25 protein-coding genes and 2 pseudogenes are annotated in these 24083 nt (G+C 39.1%); 19 read left to right on the forward strand and 8 right to left on the reverse strand.

The window, feature by feature from the left end; genetic code table 11:
- Window positions 1–29: 29 nt before the first annotated feature.
- The 3 genes from GH754_RS07040 to GH754_RS07050 form a co-directional block, all read right to left on the reverse strand.
- Window positions 30–1496: an MFS transporter gene (locus GH754_RS07040; RefSeq protein WP_153728005.1), complete on the reverse strand. Its 1467-nt coding sequence runs from the start codon at window positions 1494–1496 to the stop codon at window positions 30–32.
- Between the two features lie 329 nt (window positions 1497–1825).
- Window positions 1826–2266 (reverse strand): S1 domain-containing RNA-binding protein, encoded by a 441-nt coding sequence (locus GH754_RS07045; RefSeq protein ID WP_153728006.1) that lies wholly within the window; start codon window positions 2264–2266, stop codon window positions 1826–1828.
- A gap of 77 nt (window positions 2267–2343) precedes the next feature.
- Window positions 2344–3900 (reverse strand): ABC-F family ATP-binding cassette domain-containing protein, encoded by a 1557-nt coding sequence (locus tag GH754_RS07050; RefSeq protein ID WP_153728007.1) that lies wholly within the window; start codon window positions 3898–3900, stop codon window positions 2344–2346.
- A 120-nt stretch (window positions 3901–4020) separates the two neighbouring features.
- Between GH754_RS07050 and GH754_RS07055 the strand changes: the two genes are divergently transcribed.
- Window positions 4021–4362 carry a zinc ribbon domain-containing protein YjdM gene (locus tag GH754_RS07055; RefSeq protein WP_153728008.1) on the forward strand — a complete coding sequence of 114 codons (342 nt, stop codon included), beginning with the start codon at window positions 4021–4023 and terminating at the stop codon, window positions 4360–4362.
- A gap of 43 nt (window positions 4363–4405) precedes the next feature.
- Here the strand turns inward: GH754_RS07055 and GH754_RS07060 are convergent, their stop codons facing one another.
- A complete protein-coding gene (locus GH754_RS07060) occupies window positions 4406–6643 on the reverse strand; it encodes a beta-propeller domain-containing protein (protein ID WP_153728009.1) in 2238 nt (745 codons plus the stop codon).
- A gap of 183 nt (window positions 6644–6826) precedes the next feature.
- On the opposite strand from GH754_RS07060, the pseudogene GH754_RS07065 reads away from it, so the two are divergent.
- The 4 genes and pseudogenes from GH754_RS07065 to GH754_RS07080 all read left to right on the forward strand — a co-directional run.
- Window positions 6827–7018 (forward strand): annotated as a pseudogene (locus tag GH754_RS07065) (maltose acetyltransferase domain-containing protein); the annotation flags it as partial.
- Window positions 7019–7066: 48 nt separating this feature from the next.
- Window positions 7067–7750 (forward strand): RibD family protein, encoded by a 684-nt coding sequence (locus GH754_RS07070; RefSeq protein ID WP_153728011.1) that lies wholly within the window; start codon window positions 7067–7069, stop codon window positions 7748–7750.
- A 26-nt stretch (window positions 7751–7776) separates the two neighbouring features.
- Window positions 7777–8540: pseudogene (locus GH754_RS07075) on the forward strand (alpha/beta fold hydrolase); the annotation flags it as partial.
- A gap of 29 nt (window positions 8541–8569) precedes the next feature.
- Window positions 8570–8719, forward strand: coding sequence for a hypothetical protein (locus GH754_RS07080; RefSeq protein WP_153728012.1), 150 nt, complete (start codon window positions 8570–8572; stop codon window positions 8717–8719).
- A 23-nt stretch (window positions 8720–8742) separates the two neighbouring features.
- Here the strand turns inward: GH754_RS07080 and GH754_RS07085 are convergent, their stop codons facing one another.
- Window positions 8743–9630, reverse strand: coding sequence for a putative RNA methyltransferase (locus tag GH754_RS07085; RefSeq protein ID WP_153728013.1), 888 nt, complete (start codon window positions 9628–9630; stop codon window positions 8743–8745).
- Between the two features lie 102 nt (window positions 9631–9732).
- Between GH754_RS07085 and GH754_RS07090 the strand changes: the two genes are divergently transcribed.
- From GH754_RS07090 to GH754_RS07115, 6 genes are all read left to right on the forward strand, one after another.
- A complete protein-coding gene (locus tag GH754_RS07090; protein WP_194841303.1) occupies window positions 9733–10599 on the forward strand; it encodes a gamma-glutamylcyclotransferase in 867 nt (288 codons plus the stop codon).
- Between the two features lie 70 nt (window positions 10600–10669).
- Window positions 10670–10984: a hypothetical protein gene (locus tag GH754_RS07095; protein WP_153728015.1), complete on the forward strand. Its 315-nt coding sequence runs from the start codon at window positions 10670–10672 to the stop codon at window positions 10982–10984.
- Window positions 10985–11050: 66 nt separating this feature from the next.
- Entirely contained in the window at window positions 11051–11875 is an 825-nt protein-coding gene (locus tag GH754_RS07100) for a phosphotransferase family protein (protein WP_153728016.1), read from the forward strand.
- 221 nt (window positions 11876–12096) lie between these two features.
- Complete coding sequence (locus tag GH754_RS07105) at window positions 12097–12771, forward strand: GntR family transcriptional regulator (RefSeq protein WP_153728098.1); 675 nt, start codon at window positions 12097–12099, stop codon at window positions 12769–12771.
- Window positions 12764–14308, forward strand: coding sequence for a gluconokinase (gene gntK, locus GH754_RS07110; protein WP_153728017.1), 1545 nt, complete (start codon window positions 12764–12766; stop codon window positions 14306–14308). The genes GH754_RS07105 and gntK overlap by 8 nt, the downstream gene beginning before the upstream one ends.
- A gap of 38 nt (window positions 14309–14346) precedes the next feature.
- A complete protein-coding gene (locus GH754_RS07115; protein ID WP_153728018.1) occupies window positions 14347–15708 on the forward strand; it encodes a gluconate:H+ symporter in 1362 nt (453 codons plus the stop codon).
- Window positions 15709–15881: 173 nt separating this feature from the next.
- On the opposite strand, the gene GH754_RS07120 is transcribed toward GH754_RS07115, so the two are convergent.
- Complete coding sequence (locus GH754_RS07120) at window positions 15882–16166, reverse strand: hypothetical protein (RefSeq protein ID WP_153728019.1); 285 nt, start codon at window positions 16164–16166, stop codon at window positions 15882–15884.
- A gap of 613 nt (window positions 16167–16779) precedes the next feature.
- On the opposite strand from GH754_RS07120, the gene GH754_RS07125 reads away from it, so the two are divergent.
- From GH754_RS07125 to GH754_RS07135, 3 genes are all read left to right on the forward strand, one after another.
- The gene (locus GH754_RS07125; RefSeq protein ID WP_153728020.1) at window positions 16780–17382 is read left to right on the forward strand and encodes a ribonuclease H1 domain-containing protein; all 603 of its coding nucleotides are present in this window, start codon (window positions 16780–16782) and stop codon (window positions 17380–17382) included.
- A 307-nt stretch (window positions 17383–17689) separates the two neighbouring features.
- Window positions 17690–18682, forward strand: a complete 993-nt coding sequence (locus GH754_RS07130) for an NADPH:quinone oxidoreductase family protein (RefSeq protein WP_153728021.1) — start codon at window positions 17690–17692, stop codon at window positions 18680–18682.
- Window positions 18683–18697: 15 nt separating this feature from the next.
- On the forward strand, window positions 18698–19045 hold the full coding sequence (locus tag GH754_RS07135) for a DUF4260 domain-containing protein (protein ID WP_153728022.1): 348 nt from the start codon (window positions 18698–18700) through the stop codon (window positions 19043–19045).
- A 45-nt stretch (window positions 19046–19090) separates the two neighbouring features.
- On the opposite strand, the gene GH754_RS07140 is transcribed toward GH754_RS07135, so the two are convergent.
- A complete protein-coding gene (locus GH754_RS07140; protein ID WP_153728023.1) occupies window positions 19091–19825 on the reverse strand; it encodes a DsbA family oxidoreductase in 735 nt (244 codons plus the stop codon).
- A 212-nt stretch (window positions 19826–20037) separates the two neighbouring features.
- Here GH754_RS07140 and GH754_RS07145 point away from each other — a divergent pair, with 212 nt between their 5' ends.
- The 5 genes from GH754_RS07145 to GH754_RS07165 all read left to right on the forward strand — a co-directional run bounded on the left by GH754_RS07145 (window position 20038) and on the right by GH754_RS07165 (window position 23210).
- Window positions 20038–21021: a ring-cleaving dioxygenase gene (locus GH754_RS07145; RefSeq protein WP_153728024.1), complete on the forward strand. Its 984-nt coding sequence runs from the start codon at window positions 20038–20040 to the stop codon at window positions 21019–21021.
- A gap of 16 nt (window positions 21022–21037) precedes the next feature.
- Window positions 21038–21205 carry a hypothetical protein gene (locus GH754_RS07150; RefSeq protein WP_153728025.1) on the forward strand — a complete coding sequence of 56 codons (168 nt, stop codon included), beginning with the start codon at window positions 21038–21040 and terminating at the stop codon, window positions 21203–21205.
- A gap of 3 nt (window positions 21206–21208) precedes the next feature.
- Window positions 21209–21553 carry a redoxin domain-containing protein gene (locus GH754_RS07155; protein ID WP_323741900.1) on the forward strand — a complete coding sequence of 115 codons (345 nt, stop codon included), beginning with the start codon at window positions 21209–21211 and terminating at the stop codon, window positions 21551–21553.
- 108 nt (window positions 21554–21661) lie between these two features.
- Window positions 21662–22450 carry a hypothetical protein gene (locus GH754_RS07160; RefSeq protein WP_153728027.1) on the forward strand — a complete coding sequence of 263 codons (789 nt, stop codon included), beginning with the start codon at window positions 21662–21664 and terminating at the stop codon, window positions 22448–22450.
- 94 nt (window positions 22451–22544) lie between these two features.
- Window positions 22545–23210: a DUF3889 domain-containing protein gene (locus GH754_RS07165; protein ID WP_228550179.1), complete on the forward strand. Its 666-nt coding sequence runs from the start codon at window positions 22545–22547 to the stop codon at window positions 23208–23210.
- Window positions 23211–23246: 36 nt separating this feature from the next.
- Here the strand turns inward: GH754_RS07165 and GH754_RS07170 are convergent, their stop codons facing one another.
- A complete protein-coding gene (locus GH754_RS07170; RefSeq protein ID WP_323741893.1) occupies window positions 23247–23867 on the reverse strand; it encodes a trimeric intracellular cation channel family protein in 621 nt (206 codons plus the stop codon).
- Window positions 23868–24083 lie beyond the last annotated feature (216 nt).

A 24083-nucleotide genomic window follows, 5' to 3' on the forward strand; every position in this document is an offset into this window, starting at 1 on the left:
GCTGTTCAATATGAACAGCGCATTCTCTGTTATTGTTTGTCATCTTCTTTCATTTCGTCTATTTTTTTTCGTTCATCCTGCCACCATAATGCTTCTTCCGGCTCTTCCAAAACGTCCTTAATTTCACTTTTTTCGGTGACAGCGGGTGGAGAACCGCGAAGTGGCTTGCCTGCCACTTCTTTAACAAAGTAAGATACGACGATGATACCTATAATGGATGCAAAAATGACATAATAGGCAGGAATCATTCTATTATCCGTCTGATTAATCAGCCAAGAAACAACTAAAGGAGTTGTCCCTCCAAACAATGATGCGGATATATTATAGGTAATAGCAAGCGCTCCGTTTCTTACTCGGGTAAAAAACAAGGAAGGGAGGAGTGCTGGCATTGTTCCTTGAAAGGAAGAAGAAAATAGGGCTAAAATTAATAACCCGAAAAAGACTAGCCATGTATTCCCACTTCCGATTAACATGAAGGTAGGAATCGATAATAGCACTAATCCAATTAACCCTCCCTGTATGATACGCTTGGCCCCGATCCGGTCACTAAAGAAGCCCATCACCAAAACCATTGGAACCATAATAATCATAACAATAACGATTAAAAGCAAGCCTTCCGTTTCACCATACCCTAATACGGCTGAGAGGTGAGATGGCATATAGGAGAGGACGGTGTAATTGACCACATTGTAAAAGAAAACGACAATCATCCCAATAAGTAAAGGTTTTTTATGATAGATCAAAATGTCTTTCACGGATGCTTGTTCATCTACGTCGCTGTTATCCTTTTCCATTGCTTGGAATGCCGGCGTTTCCTCTAAACGACTACGTAAATAAAAACCAATAAAACCAATTGGTGCAGCAACAAAGAACGGAATTCTCCAGCCCCATGCCACCATCGTTTCAGAACCTAATATGTAGGTGAGTAAAGTTACGAGTCCTGCTCCACAAATATATCCCACTAAGGTTCCTACTTCTAAACCACTCGCCATAAAACCTCGCCTTTTATCAGGAGTAGACTCAGCGATAAACGTCATAGCCCCTGCATATTCGCCACCAGTGGAAAATCCTTGAACTAATCTGGCTACGAGTAACAGGACAGTAGCTGTTGTCCCAATGGATGCGTAGCTTGGGATTAAACCAATACTAAGTGTAGCAACAGCCATCATAATCAATGTTATGGCTAGTACTTTTTTACGACCAATTCGGTCTCCTAACATACCGAAGAAAATTCCTCCAATAGGACGGACAAGAAAGGCAATGGCAAATGTAGCAAAGGAATAGACCAGTTGCATGGGTCCCTCTATATCTGGGAAAAATACTTTCCCAATCGTTACTGCCAAATACGAATAAATGCCAAAATCAAACCATTCCATCCCATTTCCAATAGCTGTAGCGACAACGGCTTTTTTGGCTGCGTCTGAATCAACCACGGTAATATCATCTTTTTGTAATTTCTGTCTTTTTCTCTTACTTCTTTTTTCTTTTCCAGCCAAATTCGTCACCTCCTATTTGTAATATGGACGTTTTATGTAATTTTATGTCAGACTTCGTGTTTTAAAAAGAAAATGATGTAAGTTGACGATAAGTAAATTATGTAAACTTATTATGATCAATAAATTATTACATTTGAGAAAACCTAAAATAGAGGAGGGAGATTAAATGTCTAAAGATCATAAAAAAACAAAAAACAAAAGCAAAAAAGAGCTGAATGAAACTCCTTTATCTAAGATGCAGCATAAGAGGAAGACGAAGTTAAATTAGTCAGCAAAAAAGGCAAGCCTTTAAAGGCTTGCCTTGAACTTTATGATGAGTGAAAAGAAGTTTATCCGCGTCTTCCGCCTCTACCGCCACGTTTTGACTCTGTGTTGCTGCGAATAGTGGATAAATTTTCTTCACTTGTCTTTAAAAACTTAGATAGTTTATCCTCAAAGGATTCCTTTGGCTTGTAGTTTCTTGAACGGCCACCTTTAGAATTCCGATGATCTCTTCCTTGGCGCGGGCGCTTGGAATAAGAGTTTTGTCCTTCTGGTTTATCAATGGCCTTTTTGATGGACAAGGCAATTTTTCCGTCCTTTTCACTAATGACCTTGACTTCAATTTGGTCACCGACTGATAGATGGTCATTTACATCCTTAACATAACTATCAGCTACTTCACTGATATGAACTAATCCTGTTTTGCCTTCTGCGATTTCAACAAAAGCTCCAAAATTTGTGATGCCCGTGACTTTTCCTTGTACCTTACTACCTACTTCAATTGACAAAAAAGTTTCCCCCTCAGAAATTTTAAAAGCAACTTATTATAACAAATAACATACGTAAATTCAAACCACTATGTCACTTAAAATACTTTAGTGGTCCAATCCTCACAATGCCAAACCTCTGTGACAATGTCTTGGTAAAACTCAGGTTCGTGTGAGATTAACATGACACTACCTTTATATTCTTGCAAGGCCCGTTTAAGTTCATTCTTCGCATCTTGGTCTAAATGGTTTGTCGGCTCGTCTAACACGAGTAAATTGGTTTCTTTATTGATTAATTTACACAAACGCACCTTTGCTTTTTCTCCGCCACTAAGGACATGAACCTTACTTTCGATATGCTTTTGAGTCAGTCCACACTTGGCTAAGGCAGAACGAACTTCATATTGAGTGAAGTGACGAAATTCCTCCCACACCTCTTCGATACAGGTGTTTTGATTTTCCTGTTTGATTTCCTGCTCAAAATAACCGATATGCAAATGCTCTCCTAATTGAACGCTGCCTGAGATGGGTTCGATTTCACCAAGAATGCTACGTAGTAAAGTCGTTTTTCCGATGCCGTTTGCACCGGATAAAGCTATTTTTTGTCCACGTTCCATCATTAAATCAAGAGGTCTTGATAAGGGTTCCTTATAGCCGATCACCAATTGGTTTGTTTCAAATAAATATTTTCCTGGCGTACGGGCCTGTTTGAAACGGAATTTTGGTTTCGGTTTTTCCGAATCCAGCTCAATAATATCCATCTTATCTAACTTTTTCTGACGAGACATGGCCATTTTACTTGTTGCGGCATTGGCTTTGTTTCGAGCGACAAAATCTTTAAGATTAGCAATTTCCTTTTGCTGTTTTTTATATGCGGCTTCAAGCTGTTGTTTTTTCATTTCATATACACGTAGGAATTCATCGTAATCCCCAAGGTAGCGAGTGAGCTGCTGGTTTTCCATATGATAGATCAAGTTAATGACACTATTTAAAAACGGAATATCATGCGAAATCAGAATAAAGGCATGGTCGTATTCCTGTAGATAGGTTTTCAACCACTCAATATGCTCCACATCAAGGTAGTTCGTTGGTTCATCCAGTAACAAAATATCTGGTTTTTCCAGCAGCAGTTTAGCAAGTAACACTTTTGTACGTTGACCACCACTTAAGTCATGGACATCACGTTCTAAACCATACTCATCCAGACCAAGTCCATTAGCAATTTCCTCGACCTTCGCATCTATTGTATAAAAGTCATTATTGGTTAGCGAATCCTGTATACGACCTGTTTCTTCAAGTAGTTGCTCTAACTCATCTGGCCCCACTTCACCCATTTTCGCAAACAGACGATTCATTTCCTCTTCCATATCAAACAAATATTGAAACGCTGTTCTGAGTGTATCCCGAATCGTCATTCCCTGCTTTAAATCAGCATGCTGGTCTAAATAGCCAACTCGCGTATGCTTGGACCAAGAGATGGTTCCTGCGTCCGGTTCTAATTTACCGGTAATCATATTCATAAATGTAGATTTTCCTTCACCATTTGCGCCGATAAGACCGATATGCTCTCCTTGTAATAGACGAAAGGATACGTCATCAAAGATTGCTCGGTCACCGAAGCCATGACTTAGGTTCTTAACAGTTAATAAACTCATGTTCAAAACACCTTTTCTTATAAAAACTCATGTTTATCCATTATAAAGGTTATTTTAGAAAAGCGATAGGGTGTTTTACAAGTTCGTATGGTAGAATATCCACTAGGGGGGATGTACATAATGAGTGAACTACCAAATTGTCCAGAATGCCAATCCGAATATACATATGAGGATGGGAATCTTTTCGTGTGCCCTGTGTGTGCACATGAATGGACGTTAGAATCAGAGGGAGAGCAGGAAGATAGCGAAACGGTTTATAAGGACTCAAACGGCAATGTATTGCAAGATGGGGATACTGTCACCGTTATTAAGGATTTGAAAGTAAAAGGTACTTCATCTGTCGTTAAACGAGGGACGAAGGTGAAAAATATTCGACTTATTGATGGCGACCATGATATTGACTGCAAGATTGACGGATTGGGTGCCATGCAATTAAAGTCTAAATTTGTGAAAAAGATTTAAATGGAAAAAAGATAAGCTGTTGTTTCAGCTTATCTTTTTCTGGTCAATAAGGACGTTTTAAGTCTGGCAGTTCAACAGATTTAATGACATTTTCCTCCTTAATGTTATAAACCTTCATATGTTCAAAGGAAAAGGTATAAAGAATATCCCCAACTGAAACCATACGCTTTATTTGTGATTCCCATCTTGGATGCGGTATATCTTTTTTCTGATGCGTAATCGTGTCCTTTAGTTCAATTCCTTTTTCAGGTGTAATTTCGTATAAAAATGCTCCTTCGTAAACAAAAGACATATCCTCATAGGTGGCATCCCCCTTATGAATCACCTTTGTTTCAGATAGCTGCGCAGGAAAACCAAATAAGTTCTTCTCGGGATGTTTATACAGTGATTTATGGTTATAGTTAATCTCCGAATGAGAGCCTCGTTGACCTAGTATTTCACTGTATTTCTCCTTTGGCTTTGTTGGATCACTAACATCAAAAACTGATATTTTCAGTCCAGCTTGTTGTACTTGAGGTTCATCATCCCATTCTACATCCCTTAATTCTGTGTGCTGACCAAAGCCAATGACGTGGTGATCATCTAGTGGATGTAGGTAATTACTAAAGCCTGGAATTTTCAGTTTGCCTAATACTTTTGGATTTTTAGCATCCTGTAAATCAATTACAAATAGGGGATCAACCTGTTTAAAGGTCACCATATAAGCTACATGATCCATAAATCTAACACTATATATTCGCTCTCCTTCAGCTAGACCTTCCACCTTACCAAGTGGTTTTAAATCTAGGTCAAAGGTATACAAATTATTAGTGGAGGGTTGTTCCTCCTGCCAGGCTAAACCCTTCGTCGTGGCCACTCGGAATGTTTCATTTCGTTCGTCCATGGCAAACTGATTGATTAAGGTGCCTTTTACAATGGTTGATGCATGGTACGTAATGTCTTCTTGGTCAATTTTAAACTGAATAATTTTTGTATCAGCTGGACGTGCAATGGCAATTTCTGCTGTACTGTTTTGATTGTTATTGGTGCTAACTGGATATTTATTAACGGCTGTATATATATGATTTTTAGACATATACATCTGATTGGATGCCCCTAAATAGGTCTCAACATTCGCTTCCTTTTCCATGTCACTTAAATCAAGGGAGGTGAGTAGCATAAAACGCTCATCATGGCTTTCAGGGAAAAAGTACATATCCTCATAATCAACTGGTTCACCTTGTTCACTTACGGCTGTATCCTTAATAAAGGGTCGAACCTCTACATCTTTGTTGCCTTGTTTATCGCTCATTATATGATAGGGAGGATGATTATTTCCAACTAGGTATAGGAATCCATCCATTTTTCGCGAGGCCATGAGTGCCCCCTCCATAGTAAATTCTCTGACTCGTTTCGGATTTTTCTTGTCAGAAATATCGTAAATGTAAGCAGTTGTTTGGGGAGCATGAACGGGTGGATAAATGGCTGTATCTGCGTTCGGCAACGAGCGGTTAGGTGCTTTTTCAGGACGAATGGATTTCTCGGTAATTCCGATGCTAATTAAAAGATTTTTATGCAAATAAAGCTCTTGGGTGTGGAAATGATCCTCGTCAATTTTACTGACCACAGTGCTGTTCTTTCCCTTGGCTGCAGCAATCACAATGTCATTTTCTCGTGCAAAATAAATATAATCCCCGTCTGTTTTAATGGTATCTCCTTCATCAATCCCATCTACTTGTACGTTGGTATCTGAGGTGGGAGCATTATTGCCCGCTTCACCACTTGCTGAACTTTCTTCTGTAGCAGTATCGGCTTCTGCATTTTCCATCACTACTCCGTCATATTGTTGTCGACGTTTTTCCATGCGTTCCTCTAACAAAGTAAGAAGTTGACTTTCACCTGCAATCTTTGGTAGATCTTCAACAGCTTGAAATACATGGGTAAATTCTTGAGAAAGTTGGTCGCCCTTTGTTGTCTCTACCCGTTCTGAAATGTTTATGCGGTAGCTTTCATCCAACTGATAGCCATTTTCAGGTGCTTTCACCGTTAAAATGGTATTGTCTTCATTCCAATCAAAATCGACCTCAATGGTGTCATTTCTCTGGTCAAACACCTGAACGCTATCATTCGTAAAGGTTTCTGGATTCATAGGTTCAGAAAAATGGATAGACCAATCCTTGAAAGCGGGGGCATAGCTCGATGCGGCCGGTATTTGAGCTGTTATTGAATTTGAAAGTAGAGAGTAGGTTAACACACCAATACCCAATATCACTATTACACATAGCCACAGTATCTTTTTCACAATCACTCACCTCGTTTTTAAATTGCCTTTGTACACTTAGTCGTTTAAGGTGAATTTTTGTTACACGTTTGTAATAAAAAAGTCAATGGTTTCTTTTGTACACTAGATTAGGGAGTAATGTTATAATTTAACAAACAAAAGAAATGGCAAACACAGACTTACTCACTAGGAGGAACAACAAACATGAGTACAGAAAAACAGAAAATGCTGAACGGTGAGCTATACAATCCAGCTGATTCTATATTAATAGAAGAAAGAAACCAGGCCAGGAGATTAACACGATTATTCAACCAAAGCCTTGAAACGGAAGAAAACAAAAGGACGGAGCTACTTAAAACACTTTTAGGGTCTACAGGAGAGAATGTGTTTATTGATAAAATGAAAAATTGATGAGATAAGTACAAATGGAAGGAGTGTTGTACCATGCCGAGACCCCAGGTTATCTTAAACATCTTTTCTTCCATAGATGGAAAAATCACAACCGCACCAAATCATAATGTTTCAGAATGGACAGAAGCAGGAATTGATGGTGATGCTCGCGACATCACCCATCGCTTCTATGATGAGTTGGATTGTGATGGTCTCATTTCAGGCAGTGAAACTTTAATGGTGTTCGGAAACCATTTGGTTGAACTGGAACAATCTATTTATGAACCCAAAAAATCTAAGGCTTATATTGTTTTTGATGGCCGCGGTCGAATCAATTGGTACCAGATGGAAGGATTATTAGTGGTAACAAGAGAAGATGTTTCTGAGGAATACATAAACCAACTGAATGAAAAAGGGATACGGTTTATCCAAGCTGGTACAGGACAGCATATAGATCTCTCTATAGCACTTGAGAAGTTATATGAAAATGGTTTTCGCAAGCTAGGATTAAGTGGAGGCGGGGCAATCAATGGAGCCTTTTTAAGAAAAGGGCTCATCGATGAAATTAGTCTAGTATATGCCCCACTAGCTGTTGGGGGTCGCCAAACACCAACTATATTTGATTGTGATGATTTGCAGCAAATAGAGGATGCGATTCAGCTTGAATTACTAAAAATGAAACCTGTCGGGAATGGTGCTGCATGGTTACATTATAAGGTACATAGGAAAGGGAACTAGTTATGGTAAATTGGTAAAGAACCTTTGTTGACACTACAAGAGGTCGTTTTGAGGTTTTCACAAAAACCACTGTGCATTACGCATCACTATTCGATTTTTAATGAAAGCGGTGATTATTTTGCCGAAACATTTACGAAAACAAATAAGGTATGCCTGGTCAATTTAAGAGAGGCAGGGAACTCTGAGGGGATGAAAGAACCCTATCAGCTCAGCTTGCTTGAATCGGTTTTTGATTTAGAGGCTATTCGAGAAGCGCTCGGCTATGAGCAGTGGGGTTTTGCAGGTCATTCTACCGGTGGAATGCTTGGGGTTCTATATGGAATCTATTTTTCAAATCACCTTACCTTTAATCTAATTGTCGGAGCAGCTGCAAGAGAATACATGACATTTTCAAAGGATTGTATTTATAATGAGGCTCATCCTCATTTTGAGAGAATGCAAGACGAGAAGTGAACTAAAGGTAGAACGGACCAAGCTTTCTTTGTTGGAGCCTGAGAGGTATGATGAATACTTTTCCTTAAATATAAGCAAAGGTCTATCTGCTATTCGGATGGACTATTTCAGTCGAGAATTACAGGTGTACGATGTTACAAAAAAGCTATCGTTTGTGACAGTTCCCACATTAATTGTTTGTGGAAGACACGATGTTCAGTGTCCTATCATTTATTCAAAAGAAATGGCAGATTACATGCCGAATGCAAGGTTAATCATCTTTGAAAAAAGCAATCATTATCCATTTCTTGAGGAAAGGGCTCGATTTGAGGAGCAATATAAATTAATTATGCAATAACTGCTAAATGGATAGGAAGGAGATTGAAAATGGCGATTGGATTACTAGTTTTAAGCTTTATCATTTTATTTTTAGGCTTTACTACATCCATTGGAACTTCGAATGGACTACTTTTATCCCTTATGTTATTTATCGGTGGGATTATACTTTTCGTCAAAAGAAGATTAAGGAATCAATAAATGGGACACGCGGGGTATCCCATTTATTTTGGTACACCAACAAATACATCTAAATCTACAGTGATTTTAGTTGATTCTTCCGAAGTAAGGGACTGGAAACGATCGATTGGAACCGACCATGTCATTGGAGTCATTTCAATTAAAGCTTGGATGGAGGGCTGATCAAGACTCATCGTATATTGTAGTCTCTCACGTTTCAACATGCGAAAGTTTTCATGAAATAGCTCAACAGTCTCTTTGTTACTGTAGCTATGTTTTGCGGGGTCATCAAAGGCAAGCTCTCTCAATTCTTTTAAATAGCCTTCCTGGGGTATGACCTTGATTACAATCCCATCCGTTTTCAATAACCGTTTAAATTCAGCATAGTTGGAAGGGGAGAGGATGTTTAGGATCACATCAAACTGTTTACTTTGAAAAGGTGTGTTCGAAAGGTCTGCGACTGTCCATATTTTACCTGGGTAGTGCTTTGCCGCAGCTTTAATCCCTTCCTTTGCCAAGTCAATTCCTGCTACCGTTGTAGGTTGATTTTGCACTTTAAGTGTTTCACCTATCTTTACAAGATGTGTCCCCTCACCACAGCCCATATCGAGGAGTGTGAGCTCTTCTGCTGAATTATTCACAAAAGAATGTATTTGTTCAGTGATTTTTTCTACCAATGAATCAAAGAAACCTACATCGGCCATCAGCATTTTTCTAGACTCAAATAGCTCTTTGCTGTATTTCGTGTTGATCTGTTGAGTTGTAAGGTTCAAGTAACCCTGTTTGGTAAAATCAAAAGAATGCTGATTTGTGCAAACTAAGCTTTTTAGCTCGAAAACCTGCATCTTCTCACCACAAACAGGGCATGAGAATAATGCTTGATGATCGTGTACATAGGTTGCGCTTTGTAATTTTTTACTTATTTTTGTCATGATTTCCACCTCAATCCTTTACTATACAAGAACTTCTGCATGATTGCTACTTGAAAAGTTTTGTCCTGAGGTAGAAAATAGATGATAAGGGGGATGGAGAGTATGGAAAAATCTGTTTATGTATTTGTTTACGGAACATTATTAAATAATGAGCGTAATCATCAATTACTGCATAATGCAAGATGTATAGCACTACAAAGCTGGACATACGGGGAGCTTTATGACACAGGATATGGTTACCCGGCATTGGTAGTAAACGGGGACGACAGAGTATATGGAGAAATATATGAAGTTAATGGTGTCGTTCTCAAGCAATTGGATCAGTTAGAAGGCTATACTGGAAAAGCTGAATCCAATCATTATGACCGTATTACCCAAACTATATACACCGATTTTGGAACTTATGATGCCTATATTTATATCTACACACCATCACAGATTACTAATCAATACAGACTTCCATTTGGTGACTGGAGATGCCATCAATATTTAGAACAATCTCCACAACTTTACTTCGCTTATGGCTCCTGTATGGATGAGGAGAGATTTCAGATTGCGGGTGTTGATCATCTCTTCAAGAATGTGAAGGGCTGTGGAATCGCCAGAAACTTTGTGCTAACGTATTCGTTGCCACGTGATGATGGTGGGAGAGCGAATATGGTAGAGTTAGAAGATTGGGTGGAAGGCATCGTTTATGAAGTGAATGAAGAGGCTGTTGAATATTTATTCAAACGAGAAGGTGTACATTCTGGAACTTATCGCCCAGCCTTCATTGATGTAGAAATTAATGGTCAAGTCCACAGAAACGTCATGACATTCCTTGTCATTGACAAACAGGATGAAGTTGCCCCACCTGAGCATTATGCTCGAGAAATATTACGAGGAGCAAAAGGTAGGGTTAGTGATGCGTATTTCAAAAAGCTAGAAGATAAAATAACCAACAAATTCAACATGAATGTTTCTTGGTAAAACTATCTAGTATTTGAAATATGGGTTATAGTATAATAAAAATAATTTAAGGGAAGGAGGTGTAGACAAAATGGAGGAGCTATTAAAAAAATTCTCTGAACAGTTGCTTAACGAAATGGATAAACGATTTGAAAAAGTTGACCGGCGTTTTGATGAAGTAGATCAACGGTTTGAAAAAGTAGATCAGCAGTTTGAAAAAGTAGACCAGCGTTTAAGCTTATTGGAAAACGATACCAAAGACCTAAAAGAAGGTCAACGCGAAATGAAAGAAATCCTCAAACACCATATGACTCTTCATGCAGAGGGCTTCACGAATCTTCATAAGTACATAAAGAAAGTCGATCATAAAGTGGAACGTTTACAAAAAGAACAAAAGCCACACTAATTTCCTCACAGTACCTCTTTATTATATCCCCACGCTACATAAGGTCTGAAATGTAAGGAGTTGGCAATGGATATAAATGCTATTCTTCAGCAGTTAGGCGTTTCTACTCTTCAGTCATGTCGGGAGGTTTTTGGTGGAAGAGACAGTCGGGTATATAAGATAATAGCAAAACCTGACGTTACCTACGCCCTTCGCCTGTTACCAAACAGGAAAGGAAGTCAATATGACCGTGAAAAGCACCTTATGGATATAGCTAAAGAACAAAAGGTTCCAGTCCCGCACATTCATTCGATTACCGAACATGATCAGTGTACCTCGATGTTAATGGACTGGGTGGAAGGGAATACAATCCTAGCAGAGCTAGAAAACCATCCGGAAAGTGCCTATCAAATTGGATTGCAATTTGGTCAAGTTCATGCACTTATTCATCGAATTGAACAGCCCTCAGATTATAAATCTAGCATGGATTGGTTAACCCCAAGTAAACAAGAAGCAAATATTTTAGCTATCATACCACAGGAAAAAGTTACTCCAAGGTTAATCCATCTAGACTACCATCCTCTTAATGTCTTAACTGACGGTGAGCATATTACGGGTGTCATTGATTGGAATAATGCATCCTTTGGTGATATCCGTCTTGATATTGCACGGACTTATTCTATTATACAGCTTAATGGGAAAAACCACTTCAGACACAAACCTAATGTCATGGCCCAATTCCAAAAAGGATGGATGGACGGATATGAAAAATTTGGAACTTCGATTTCATCTATGCAAAATCTGAAGCTATTCAACGCCTGGGCAGGGCAGCGAATGCTACGGGACTTGGATAACCATTTATCTGAACAACAACAAGCAGAAATAGAAAAGTGGATATCTCAATTTTTGTAAAAAGTATTTTTTTAGAGAAGTTATTAGATTAGCTTCTCTTTTTTTACTGCTATAAAAGAAAAACATCACCTTCCCAGAGAATGCCCTCAAAAAGTAAGGGTTTACATTCAATAAATGAAATGATAATATACTTGTATACAAGTTAAACAAGTATCGCACTTGAAAGAAGGTGGGTATGTTTGAAAGCGTTCTATCCTGAGCAAAGATTGGGATCCTCATCAATGGGGGAGAGAGTTGCGGCTGATTTGAGAATGCGCATTATCTCCCATGACATCGAAAAAGAGACCCTATTATCTGAAAACCAATTATCAAAAGAATATCAGGTTAGCCGATCACCAATAAGGGATGCACTTAAGATGCTTGAAAAAGAAGATTTAATTGAACTCAAAAGAATGGGTGCTGAAGTCATCGGGATAACCGAGAAGGATATTGAAGAAATCTATGATGTAAGACTCATGATTGAATCCTTTGTCTTTCGAAGAATCCTTAATAAAGACAATCAGAGGCTTGTTCTTCAATTGCAGAAGATTTTAGAGATGATGAAGGTAGCTATAAAGTACAAAGATGCCACTGAGTTTACCTTTAAGGATATTGAGTTTCACGAAACCATTATCACATCGATTGAGCACAGGCATATCGGCATTCTCTGGACAAATTTGAAACCAGTTGTAGAATGTTTAGTTTTATTAGATATGAGACATCGTATGCAGGAAAACTACGAGGATTTTGATCGGGTCATTTCCAATCACGAGCTATTCATCCAATCCATTATGAAAAAGGATGAGCAATTAGTTGAAAAGGCTTTCTATAAAAACTTTAATGATGTTCAGAAACAGTCAGATGGGTTATGGCACAACACAGAATACTTAAAGAGAGCGAGTGACTATCATGAATAAACCAAAGTTTATGCTTGGCGTAGATATTGGTACAACAAGTACGAAAGCGGTTTTATATCAAAAATCAGGTGAAATAATCGCGGAAGAAAACAACGGTTATGATCTATATACACCCGATATAAATACTGCGGAACAGGACCCGGAAGAAATTTTTCAGGCCGTTCTGCTCTCGATTGGAAATGTAATGAAAAAGTCCGGCATAAATCCTGAAGACCTTTCTTTTATTTCCTTTAGCAGTGCCATGCACAGCTTAATCGCCATTGATGAAAATAACCAGCCATTAACACAGTGCATCACTTGGGCAGATAACAGAAGCTCCAAATGGGCAAAGAAAATTAAGGAAGAATTGAACGGACATGACATTTATCGAAGAACTGGGACACCTATCCACCCTATGTCACCTTTATGCAAGATTGCTTGGATTGAACATGACAAACCAGCGCTTGCGAAAAAGACAAAAAAATATATCGGTATTAAGGAATATGTATTTTATAAATTGTTCAACGATTACGCCGTAGATTATTCTCTCGCATCTGCCATGGGACTGTTTAACCTAGAGGGGCTTACCTGGGACGAAGAGGCGTTAAAGGTGGCTGGGATTTCAGCGGACAAGCTTTCCCGCTTGGTATCCACAAAAGAATTTTTTACTGGATGCAATGAGTCCTATGCGAAACAAATGGGGATTTTACCAGAAACATACTTTGTTATCGGTGCCAGTGATGGGGTGCTATCCAATATTGGAGTAAACGCTGTTAAAGAAGGGGAAGTGGCAGTTACAATTGGGACAAGCGGTGCAATTCGAACCGTTATTCCTAAACCTCACACTGATCCAAAAGGACGTACCTTCTGCTATGCACTGACCGAGGATCATTGGGTGATTGGCGGGCCAGTCAATAATGGCGGGATTGTCTTCCGCTGGATACGGGATGAATTAGCTGACAGTGAAGTGGAGACTGCAAAGCGCCTAGGGATTGATCCTTATGATGTCCTGACTGAAATTGCAGAAAAGGTAAAGCCTGGAGCCAATGGGTTGATCTTTCATCCCTTCCTGTCTGGAGAAAGGGCACCGATATGGAATGCCAATGTGCGCGGATCCTTTATCGGACTGACCTTAAATCATAAAAAAGAGCACATGGTTCGTGCTGCACTAGAAGGTGTTATTTACAACCTTTATACTGTGTTCCTAGCTTTAACTGAAGCGATGGACACGCCTGTAACGGCTATCAAGGCAACGGGAGGGTTTGCCAAATCCGAATTATGGCGGCAAATGCTTGCGGATGTGTTCGATCAGGATGTTGTCATTCCGGAAAGCTATGAATCATCCTGTTTGGGAGCCTGTTTATTAGGTCTTTACGCACTTAATGAAATTGATTCCTTTAATGTTGCTGAGGATTACATTGGTTCTACTCACCAGCACCAGCCAAATCCGGATTACGTTAAAGAATATCGAAAACTCATGCCTACGTTTATCAATATCTCACGTTCTCTGACAACCGCGTATGAAGAGATTGCGGACTATCAAACAGAACTACAATAGCAACAAGCATTTAACAACTAAGATGGGAGAGAGAAAACATGTTTGAAAATATTTTTCCACTAATTATCGTCGCATTAGGTGTAGGGGTACTATTACTACTTATTACCAAGCTACAAATCAATACGTTTATTTCTTTAATTATCACGGCATTTCTTGTTGCTCTGGCTCTAGGAATGCCCCTTGATCAAATTGTTTCATCGATCGAATCGGGTATGGGTGGAACACTCGGCAGTATCGCTTTAATCTTTGGTTTTGGTGCTATCTTAGGCCGGTTAGTAGCTGATGCAGGTGGTGCCCAGCGCATCGCAATCACATTAATTGATAAATTTGGCGAGAAACGAATTCAGTGGGCAGTTGTAATCGCTTCATTTATTATTGGTATTGCTCTATTCTTTGAAGTTGGACTCGTTCTATTAATTCCGATTGTTTACCAAATTGCGAAAGAACTCAAAGTATCACCGTTGTATTTGGGAATCCCAATGACAGCAGCGTTATCGGTTACACACGGATTTTTACCTCCTCATCCAGGTCCGACTGTTATTGCACAGCAGTATGAAGCAAATATTGGCATGGTATTAATCTATGGAATTATCATTGCTATTCCAACTGTTATCATTGCAGGTCCTTTATTTACAAAGCTTGCACAGAAAATCACACCAGAATCCTTTAATAAAACGGGGGATTTGACAGCTATTGGTGAAGCAAAATCCTTTAAAATTGAAAATACACCTAGCTTTGGTGTTAGTGTGTTAACCTCACTATTTCCAGTCATCTTAATGGCTCTAACAACCATTGTGGATTTAGTACAGGATCTTGGAAACGTTTCAGATAATCTGTTATTCGATATCATTCATCTCATAGGTCAACCAACAACTGCATTATTAATCTCTGTAATACTAGCTATTTATACGATGGGAGTGCAACGTAACATCCCGATGAAGCAAGTTATGACATCAGCTGAAGAATCCATCCGCGCCATTGGTATGATGCTACTAATCATTGGTGGCGGTGGTGTCTTAAAGCAGGTACTCATTGATGGTGGAGTTGGAGATGCCGTAGCCAATTTGTTTGAAGGCTCACAAATGTCACCATTAATCCTTGCCTGGTTGATTGCAGCTATCCTTAGAATTGCGCTTGGTTCTGCAACGGTTGCCGCACTTACCACAGCTGGTCTGGTCATTCCGTTAATGCAGGGAAGTGCTGTTGATCCAGCCTTGATGGTACTCGCAACAGGAGCAGGAAGCTTAATCGCCTCTCACGTAAACGACGCAGGCTTCTGGATGTTCAAGGAATTCTTTGGCTTAAGTGTTAAAGAAACCTTTGCCACCTGGACATTCTTAGAAACGGTTATTTCCGTTGTCGGTCTTGTGGGCGTGTTAGTTATTAATTTATTTGTCTAAATTACTTTTCAGAAGGCTATGTTAAAGTTAAATGTTGATATTTATAGAAAAACAGAACTTCCATAAAATTGGGAGTTCTGTTTGTTTATAGCTTATTGAACTACTCCCCGTTAGTTATATATAAAGACTTACTCAATAATTACATATTATATAAATGATGTGACAATAAGTCATTATTTCTTATCTTTTCGTTCTAAAAGTATAGGTGCTATATTTAGTAAGATAGAAACAATTGTCAAAACCCATAATGCCCTTTCCATACCAGGTACTACATCCCCTAAAGCTGCCCAATCTTCCACTTCTACCCACTCCGATACAAGACTGTATTCTGCACAAAGTGTTAATGCTGTAAATGATAATCCCATCGCCATAGCAAACTTATAATCCTTTCCTGCTAAATACATATAAAGATTTATAATAGTTACTACTATTGCAATAACCCCTAATATTACCCACATAACTATTCCCCCATATATTTTTATTTATACCGTGCAATAATACTAATGTGCTTCATCTCAATTTTTTGCATTATATTTTATCAGACATTAAAACGTCTAATCTTGTTTTACAGTAAATGCTCTTCCTTTTGTGATTTCTTATTGAACAAACCTGCCCGTCAGTTGAACAAGCCCATCCTGTTCCTCTATCTATATTTTAACATAAAACCCAGAAAAACTTTCCAAAAAATGGAGCATATCATAATTAACATCACAAGTTACATTAAAAAGAACATAGCTTTTAAAACCTTTTTAGCACCTTTATTTCACGCTATACAAAAATCTATGTACACTTCTTAAAAGGGTTGCTAATTATCACATCAATTTAAGAGTTAAATACTAATAAATGTTGATATATCAACAAAAATAGGAGTACGAAACGCTGTCCGTATTGTACTCCTATTTTGTACGATATTTATTGTTTTCTCTCCTAGAATTGAACCCGTTACATTTATCAGGAAATTCTTTTATATTATTGTCGTCTTCAAAAGCACCTATATTATTGGTGCTTTTTCATTTGGACATTTTTAGATATACTTGTTGTCATACGAATCGATTAGTTAGGATGATTAAAATGGCAAAGCAAAAATATTATGTCGTATGGTCTGGTAGGAAAACGGGTATTTTCACCTCATGGGATGAATGCAAAAAACAAGTTCATGGTGTAAAAGGAGCTCGTTATAAATCATTCACTTCCAAGCAAGAAGCAGAGGAAGCATTTGAAAATGGTTCAAATCCAACTGTCTCGAAAAACCGTCCAACCAAGTCTAATTATATTGAGGAAAGTATCTCTGTGGATGCTGCCTGTAGTGGAAATCCTGGCGATATGGAATATAAGGGCGTCATTACCAAGGATGGACAGGAAATTTTCCACCACGGACCTGTTCCTAATGGGACAAACAATATCGGCGAGTTTATTGCCATTGTACATGCTCTAGCATATTTGCAGAAAAAGAAAAGCAATATGCCCATCTACTCCGATTCAGCAACAGCTCTCAGCTGGGTGAGAAAAAAACGACCCAACACGAAGTTACGCAGGGATCAGTCAACTGAAGAAGTTTGGAAACTAATTGACCGTGCTACCAAATGGTTGGAGCAAAATACATACTCAAACAAGCTATTAAAGTGGGAAACCCATTTATGGGGAGAGAGTAAGGCTGACTTTGGACGAAAGTAGATGATATAAAGGGCCCGCCTTATTAGCGAAAGTCGGGCTATAGCATTTACAGGGTTGCGTTTAGCTTAATAGAGCGATACTTTAGCATAGGGCGGCCAAGCTTTAGCAAGGACCCATGTAACTTTAGCATTTCAACCGTTCTTCAGCAAACTTGGCGTGAACATCGGCATTTCACACCCATCTTCGGCACCACACTCACGTCCATATTCATCCCATCATACACATTAAATCCTATTTCCAGCAGGGATTCATGAAAAACTTTTCGAAATAATAAATATAGAGTATTCAATAAGAGAGGAGTAATAGAATGGATTCATTTCATGCATTAGTAGTCAATCAAAAAGAGGATCAATTCACCTCTGAACTTCAGCAGCTAACAACGTATGATTTACCAAAAGGCGAGGTCCTCATCCGCGTTCATTATTCTTCCGTCAATTACAAAGACAGTCTAGCTAGCATTCCCAATGGCAATGTAGTCAAAAATTATCCCATGGTACCTGGAATTGACTTGGCAGGTGAAGTTGTTTCCTCTGAGGATTCTCATTTCCAACCAGGGGATCAGGTGATTGCGACGAGCTATGAAATCGGGGTGTCTCATTTTGGAGGATATAGTGAATATGCCCGAATACCAGCAAAATGGATTGTACCATTACCAAAGAATTTATCGTTAGAAGAGGCGATGATTATTGGTACTGCAGGATTTACGGCTGCTTTGTCTGTTCAGCGTTTACAGGATAACAACGTAACACCTGATAAAGGTAAAGTGCTCGTAACTGGTGCAACAGGTGGAGTTGGTAGTTTTGCCGTGGCTATTTTATCGAAGCTAGGCTATGAGGTTGAAGCAAGTACAGGTAAAGAGTCTGAGCAAGAGTATTTAAAGAACCTCGGTGCGGATACGATTGTTTCCCGTGAAGAAGTATTTGATGGGAAAGTTAGAGCACTAGGCAAGCAAAAATGGGCGGCAGCTGTTGACCCTGTCGGAGGTGAGCCGCTTGCATCTGTATTAAGTCAAATACAGTATGGTGGATCGGTGGCGGTAAGTGGCTTAACTGCAGGGACAAAGGTACCTACTGCCGTCTTTCCATTTATCTTAAGAGGTGTTAATTTACTCGGGATTGACTCCGTATATTGTCCTATGGAGACACGTCTAAAAACATGGGAACAGCTAGCAACTGATTTTAAACCAGAACATCTAGCATCCTTTGTGCAACAAGAGGTCACATTAAGTGAACTCCCTGATGTTTTACCCAGACTGTTAAAAGGTCAGGCACGGGGGAGATTTATCGTACGATTAAAATAGATAATGGGGGATAAAATGAATAAAACGTTGCTACACTTTGAGGGGTTTTGCGTGTTGGTCTTAAGTGCCATGGTTTACGCGATGTTAGATTATAGCTGGCTCATGTTTTTTCTACTATTATTAACTCCAGATTTATCAATGCTAGGTTATTTCATCAATCAAATGCAGGGGGCAGTTATTTATAATATTTTTCATTCGTATTTCATACCATTTCTTGTGATTTTAATCGGAATATGGATCTCTTATTCAATTCTATTAGCCGTTGGACTGATATGGACGGCTCATATCGGGATGGACCGCATGATAGGGTATGGACTGAAATATCCGACTGATTTTAAGGATACTCACTTGCAACGGGTATAATAACAAAGGACAAGTATGAAAGTTTGTACTTGTCCTTTGTTTCATTTATTGATCATCTTTTTCTGGAACGGCACAACTTCCATCTGCACAAAAAGCATCGTTGGCACCATCACCTGATAGGTCTTCAAATATTGGCTTTGGATGTTCTTCTTCCCACACTTTTTCTAGAGCATTCATGAAGGTCTCCAATGGCTGAGCACCAGAAATGGCATATTTTTGATTTATGATGAAGAAAGGTACGCCTTGAACCCCATATTGTTGGGCTAAATTTTCATCAATGCGTACATCATTTGCATAAGCATTTTTGTCTCGAATCACTTCAAGGGCAGTCTCTCGATTCAGACCCGTATCCTCAGCAATATCAGCAAGGGTGTCTTCATCACTTAAATTTTTCGATTCCGTGAAATAGGCATATAGAAGTTTATTCGTTGCTTCCTTCTCTTTACCTTGTTCCTTCGCAAACTTAGCCAAACGATGGGCATCAAACGTGTTTGTCGGCTTCATGTTATCAAAGTTGAACGTTAGACCAACATCTGCTGCTTGTTTGCCGACTCCTTCATTGGCTCTCTTCGCTTCCTCAACACTCATGCCATATTTAGAAGCAAGAGCCTCGTGAATACTTTTCCCATTGTATTCCTGTGCATTTGGATCTAATTCAAAGCTTTTAAATTCTAGTTCCACATCATTTTGGTGGGGAAAACGATCCAATGCCTGTTCAAGTCTTGTCTTACCTATATAACAGAATGGACATACAAAATCTGACCATACTTCGATTTTCATAATAACACCTCATTTTTATTTCATTATTTGGATTTTAGCACAGTCCATTTAAGACACCAAGATAGTTGCTCAGGCATCCATGATTTCGTTTTGACGATACTTCGAATTCGTGATATATTTATTTTGAATTAAAGATATTCTAATTTAAAATAATAATACAATTTCACGAATAGGCTAAACTATTCACTAGTGATACTTGGGAGGTTGAAATTTTGAACGGATTAAAAGGATTACACCACGTAACAGCGATTACGAGTAGTGCTGAGAAAAACTATGAATTTTTTACTTATGTACTAGGAATGCGTCTCGTAAAAAAAACAGTCAATCAGGATGACATTCAAACTTATCATCTGTTCTTTGCCGATGATAAGGGCAGTCCTGGAACTGATATGACCTTCTTTGATTTTCCTGGTATTCCAAAAGGAGTACATGGCACCAATGAAATTTTCAAAACCTCATTCCGTGTGCCAGGTGATCAAGCGTTAGATTATTGGGTAAAACGTTTTGATCGTCTAGATGTGAAGCATTCAGGCATTAAGGAACAGTTTGGTACGAAAACTCTTTTCTTTGTTGACTTTGATGATCAACAATACCAACTCATTTCAGATGAACATAATGAGGGAATAGAGTCCGGAACTCCTTGGCAAAACGGCCCGATTCCTTTAGAATATGCCATAACTGGATTAGGACCTATTTTTGTCCGCATTGAAAACTTTGAGTATTTCAAAGAAATGATGGAAAAAGTGCTTCAATTTAAGGAAATCGACAAAGAGGGTTCTTTTCACTTATTTGAAGTAGGCGAAGGAGGCAATGGAGCCCAAGTTGTTGTGGAGCACAATGTTGTTCTTCCTCAAGCGAGACAAGGCTTTGGTACAGTTCACCATAGCGCCTTCCGCGTTGAAGACCGTTCTGTGCTAGAGGAATGGATCAAGCGGATGTCGAGCTTCGGTTTTCGCACATCCGGCTATGTCAATCGCCACTTTTTTGAGTCGCTTTATGCCAATGTGGCTCCAGGAATCTTGTTTGAATTTGCAACAGATGGTCCAGGGTTTATGGGGGATGAGCCTTATGAAACATTAGGTGAAAAATTATCCCTACCACCATTCCTAGAACCGCAACGTGAAGAGATCGAAAAAATGGTTAGACCCATTGATACGGTAAGGAGTACGAAGGAAATCACGAAAGAATATGAGTAGGAGGGAGCCCCAGAACGTGAAAAGTAGCAAAATCGTAACTGTTTTACTTATGGTCATACTCCTGTTAGCAGCATGTGGTACACCTGAAACCGAGTCCATGACCCTTAAGAATCACGAAAACCAAGACGTTCAAGTACCTAATGATAAGCCTGTACTGTTTTTCTTTATTACGACTTACACCTGAAGTATTTGTCAACAGCAGCTGGTTCAGTTGCACAAAAATCTTGACAAGCTTAAGGCATTAGATTTGGACGTGGATACGTACATTATTAGTAGCGATTCCCCAGAGGAACAAGAGATGCTGTACAACGAAATTGAAAGGGTCCTTGGGGAGAGCTTACCAATTATTTCTGATCCAGATTTGAATATGATTGATCATATGGGGATGAAAAATGGTCAGGTCGCACACCGTGGCTATGGTTTGTTAGATGAAAATGGAAATGTTGTCTTCCAAACGAAAAATGATCATTGGGGCGAAGAGATTGAACAAACGCTAAGTGAAATTAAGGAAGAATATCAAAATATGAAATAATAAAAGGAATCCCAGGCTGATTGGACAGTCTGGGATTTTTTTTTGACCAAAAAACTCTACTGTTCTACATCCGGTTGTATATATTGCGGTAGGGGAGGCGAAAAAAATATGATTATGTATGTAACCTATATAATTACGATTATTCCATTGATTTTGTATGTGTGGTCTGCAATCAATGTAGGGGCTGGCAAAAGCGACAAAATCAATTGGAAACGGTCCCTGTATGCCTTTTTGTTTATATTTCTTGTCAGTATCGTCGTTAATACTTATTTGAAAGTAAAATTTGACTATGATTTATTTCTAAATGGCTATGATTTAACCGTTATTGCGGTTGTACTTGGAATCTTTTGCCTGATTTTCGCTCTTATATATACTTTTACCTATCGAAAGCTCAAACATGCCCCTAAGTCGGTTTTTGATCCTGCCGGCGTGTCTAAAATATTGGGCATGCTACTTGCAACCATTGCTGTTGGATTCTTTTGGTTTCATCCAATTGGGGAAAAGATTCTCCTCATTCAATCCTATTCTAATGCTGAAGAAGTCTTTGCGGAGGAAGAAGAGAAGAAGGAATTTTCTCTTGCTCTGGTTTATTCAGAGGACATTTGTATCAATACACGCACCACAAGATGTAGTATGGATGACTATAAAAACATTGTGATGGCCAAAAACAACTTAAATGAGACGTATGAGGTTCAATTTAAAATGCGGGTGTTAAATATGAATGACGAGGAATTGAAGGTGATTGATTCCAATATTATGACATTGAAGCCAGGAGAAATTAAGCAGGTGAAGACATCTGAGACGATAGAAGCGTCAAGTGAATGGAGTCAGTATTCGTTCCAAACAGAGGATCAAGTCCACAGCTATCAATATACCTTCCGTTACCGAAAGCCATAATAGGTGCTTTCATTAACAAATCCTGTCACAAGTCAACCCATTGGGTACATATGCTATGAGCATAAGGTTGAAGATTAAGACAGGAGGAAAAACCATGTATCATTATTACCCGTTTACAAGACATGTAAATGCGTATACGAATCCATTTCCAGTGTACCCAGAGCCTTACCCATGCTACCAAACTGAAAATATGTACTATCCAACATATCCATATAATTTGGAGCGTCAACAGCCGATTAGTGGTCAGGCAACATGGACAGAGGGAGGACAAGTTACGAAATGCAATCAGCCTTGGTCTTCGAATGAATATATGACAGTTGCTGTTGGTGAAAATACACCCTATCAATGTGGCCAAACCTTAAAAGTAACCAATCCGACCAATCAGCGTGAGGTTTTGGTTACGGTGGTTGATCAAGTAAAAGGCTTTCCACCTAATAAAATCAATTTGCACCGAAAAGCCTTTGAGGCATTAGGCGTAAGTCCAGATATGGGGGTCATCAATGTTCAAATTACTCCCCAGCCTCAATTAGAAGAGGAAAAGTGGGGGAAATATTTATTGGAGGTTACCCAAACAGCCTATCCTAATTTTAAAGTGACTGACTACAATTCAGTTGAAAAAACGAGCGTTTCATCTAATCGAACAAGGGAAGTTTACGATTTTAAATTGCAATCACCTCAGGAAAGCCTGGTTGTTCGCGGCACGGTGCTTTATAACCCGAACACAGATCGCGTAATTTCGTTTGATATTAAAGAAATGTAAAAAAAGGAGCTGTTTCAATAGAAGCAGCTCCTTTTTTTATACGGAAACATCTTCTTGTTGTTTAATCGTCCGATGTGGCAAACGCCATTTATAATGAACGGTCATCATTCTAAGAATCACAATCGCCACAAACAAAACATACAATCCCCAAGTCTGGTTCACCGCACCAACTCCAATTAAAAGCCCAGCCAACATTGCCCATAGACCATAAATATCCTCACGTAACACTACAGGCTTTCGACCAGCTAGGACGTCACGAAGCATACCACCACCACTACCTGTAAGTAGTGCTGCAATAATTGTAGCACTCAAAGGGTGATTCATCTCAGCCGCATATAGAGCCCCTAAAATGGCAAATGTAGATAAACCTATGGCATCAGTAAACGTACCCCACCGTTTCCATTGCTTTAAGGCACGTAGTGGGAAGAGGAACACGACTGTAATGACAAGAATTGCCATCAAAAATAACAGCCCCTGATCCCACAAAGCTGAAACAGGCACTCCAATTAATAGATTACGAATGGCACCACCACCAAAGGCCGTGACCATTCCCAGAACATAAACTCCTAATATATCGTATTCTTCCTCTAAAGCGACAATGGCACCACTAATTGCAAAAGCAATCGTACCAATAGCGTTAAAAATTTCCCAAGTCACCGTAACCGTCCCCTTTACCTTCATAATGCTTATTACATCGTAACAAATTTTACTGGAAAAAGGGGATGATATGCGCAGGAGATTGGTTGGAAATTGCTGTTAGTGGGAGGAGTTGCTGGTGCTTGGGTGAAGCGGGAGGGAGGGTTCAGCATTTTGGGGGTGGACTTTGGCATATTGTTCATGAAGTCTAGCATTTTTTATGTCGACTTTAGCGTA

It is taken from the genome of Salinibacillus xinjiangensis, from assembly GCF_009649735.1.
Classification (GTDB): Bacteria; Bacillota; Bacilli; order Bacillales; family Alkalibacillaceae; genus Salinibacillus; species Salinibacillus xinjiangensis.

Coding starts and splice junctions, on each gene's coding strand:
- GH754_RS07050 (WP_153728007.1), bottom strand. CDS start 3,900: ATGAGTTTATTAACTGTTAAGAACCTAAGTCATGGCTTCGGTGACCGA.
- GH754_RS07055 (WP_153728008.1), top strand. CDS start 4,021: ATGAGTGAACTACCAAATTGTCCAGAATGCCAATCCGAATATACATAT.
- GH754_RS07070 (WP_153728011.1), top strand. CDS start 7,067: ATGCCGAGACCCCAGGTTATCTTAAACATCTTTTCTTCCATAGATGGA.
- GH754_RS07080 (WP_153728012.1), top strand. CDS start 8,570: ATGGCGATTGGATTACTAGTTTTAAGCTTTATCATTTTATTTTTAGGC.
- GH754_RS07085 (WP_153728013.1), bottom strand. CDS start 9,630: ATGACAAAAATAAGTAAAAAATTACAAAGCGCAACCTATGTACACGAT.
- GH754_RS07090 (WP_194841303.1), top strand. CDS start 9,733: ATGGAAAAATCTGTTTATGTATTTGTTTACGGAACATTATTAAATAAT.
- GH754_RS07095 (WP_153728015.1), top strand. CDS start 10,670: ATGGAGGAGCTATTAAAAAAATTCTCTGAACAGTTGCTTAACGAAATG.
- GH754_RS07100 (WP_153728016.1), top strand. CDS start 11,051: ATGGATATAAATGCTATTCTTCAGCAGTTAGGCGTTTCTACTCTTCAG.
- GH754_RS07105 (WP_153728098.1), top strand. CDS start 12,097: ATGGGGGAGAGAGTTGCGGCTGATTTGAGAATGCGCATTATCTCCCAT.
- gntK (WP_153728017.1), top strand. CDS start 12,764: ATGAATAAACCAAAGTTTATGCTTGGCGTAGATATTGGTACAACAAGT.
- GH754_RS07115 (WP_153728018.1), top strand. CDS start 14,347: ATGTTTGAAAATATTTTTCCACTAATTATCGTCGCATTAGGTGTAGGG.
- GH754_RS07120 (WP_153728019.1), bottom strand. CDS start 16,166: ATGTGGGTAATATTAGGGGTTATTGCAATAGTAGTAACTATTATAAAT.
- GH754_RS07125 (WP_153728020.1), top strand. CDS start 16,780: ATGGCAAAGCAAAAATATTATGTCGTATGGTCTGGTAGGAAAACGGGT.
- GH754_RS07130 (WP_153728021.1), top strand. CDS start 17,690: ATGGATTCATTTCATGCATTAGTAGTCAATCAAAAAGAGGATCAATTC.
- GH754_RS07135 (WP_153728022.1), top strand. CDS start 18,698: ATGAATAAAACGTTGCTACACTTTGAGGGGTTTTGCGTGTTGGTCTTA.
- GH754_RS07140 (WP_153728023.1), bottom strand. CDS start 19,825: ATGAAAATCGAAGTATGGTCAGATTTTGTATGTCCATTCTGTTATATA.
- GH754_RS07160 (WP_153728027.1), top strand. CDS start 21,662: ATGATTATGTATGTAACCTATATAATTACGATTATTCCATTGATTTTG.
- GH754_RS07165 (WP_228550179.1), top strand. CDS start 22,545: ATGTATCATTATTACCCGTTTACAAGACATGTAAATGCGTATACGAAT.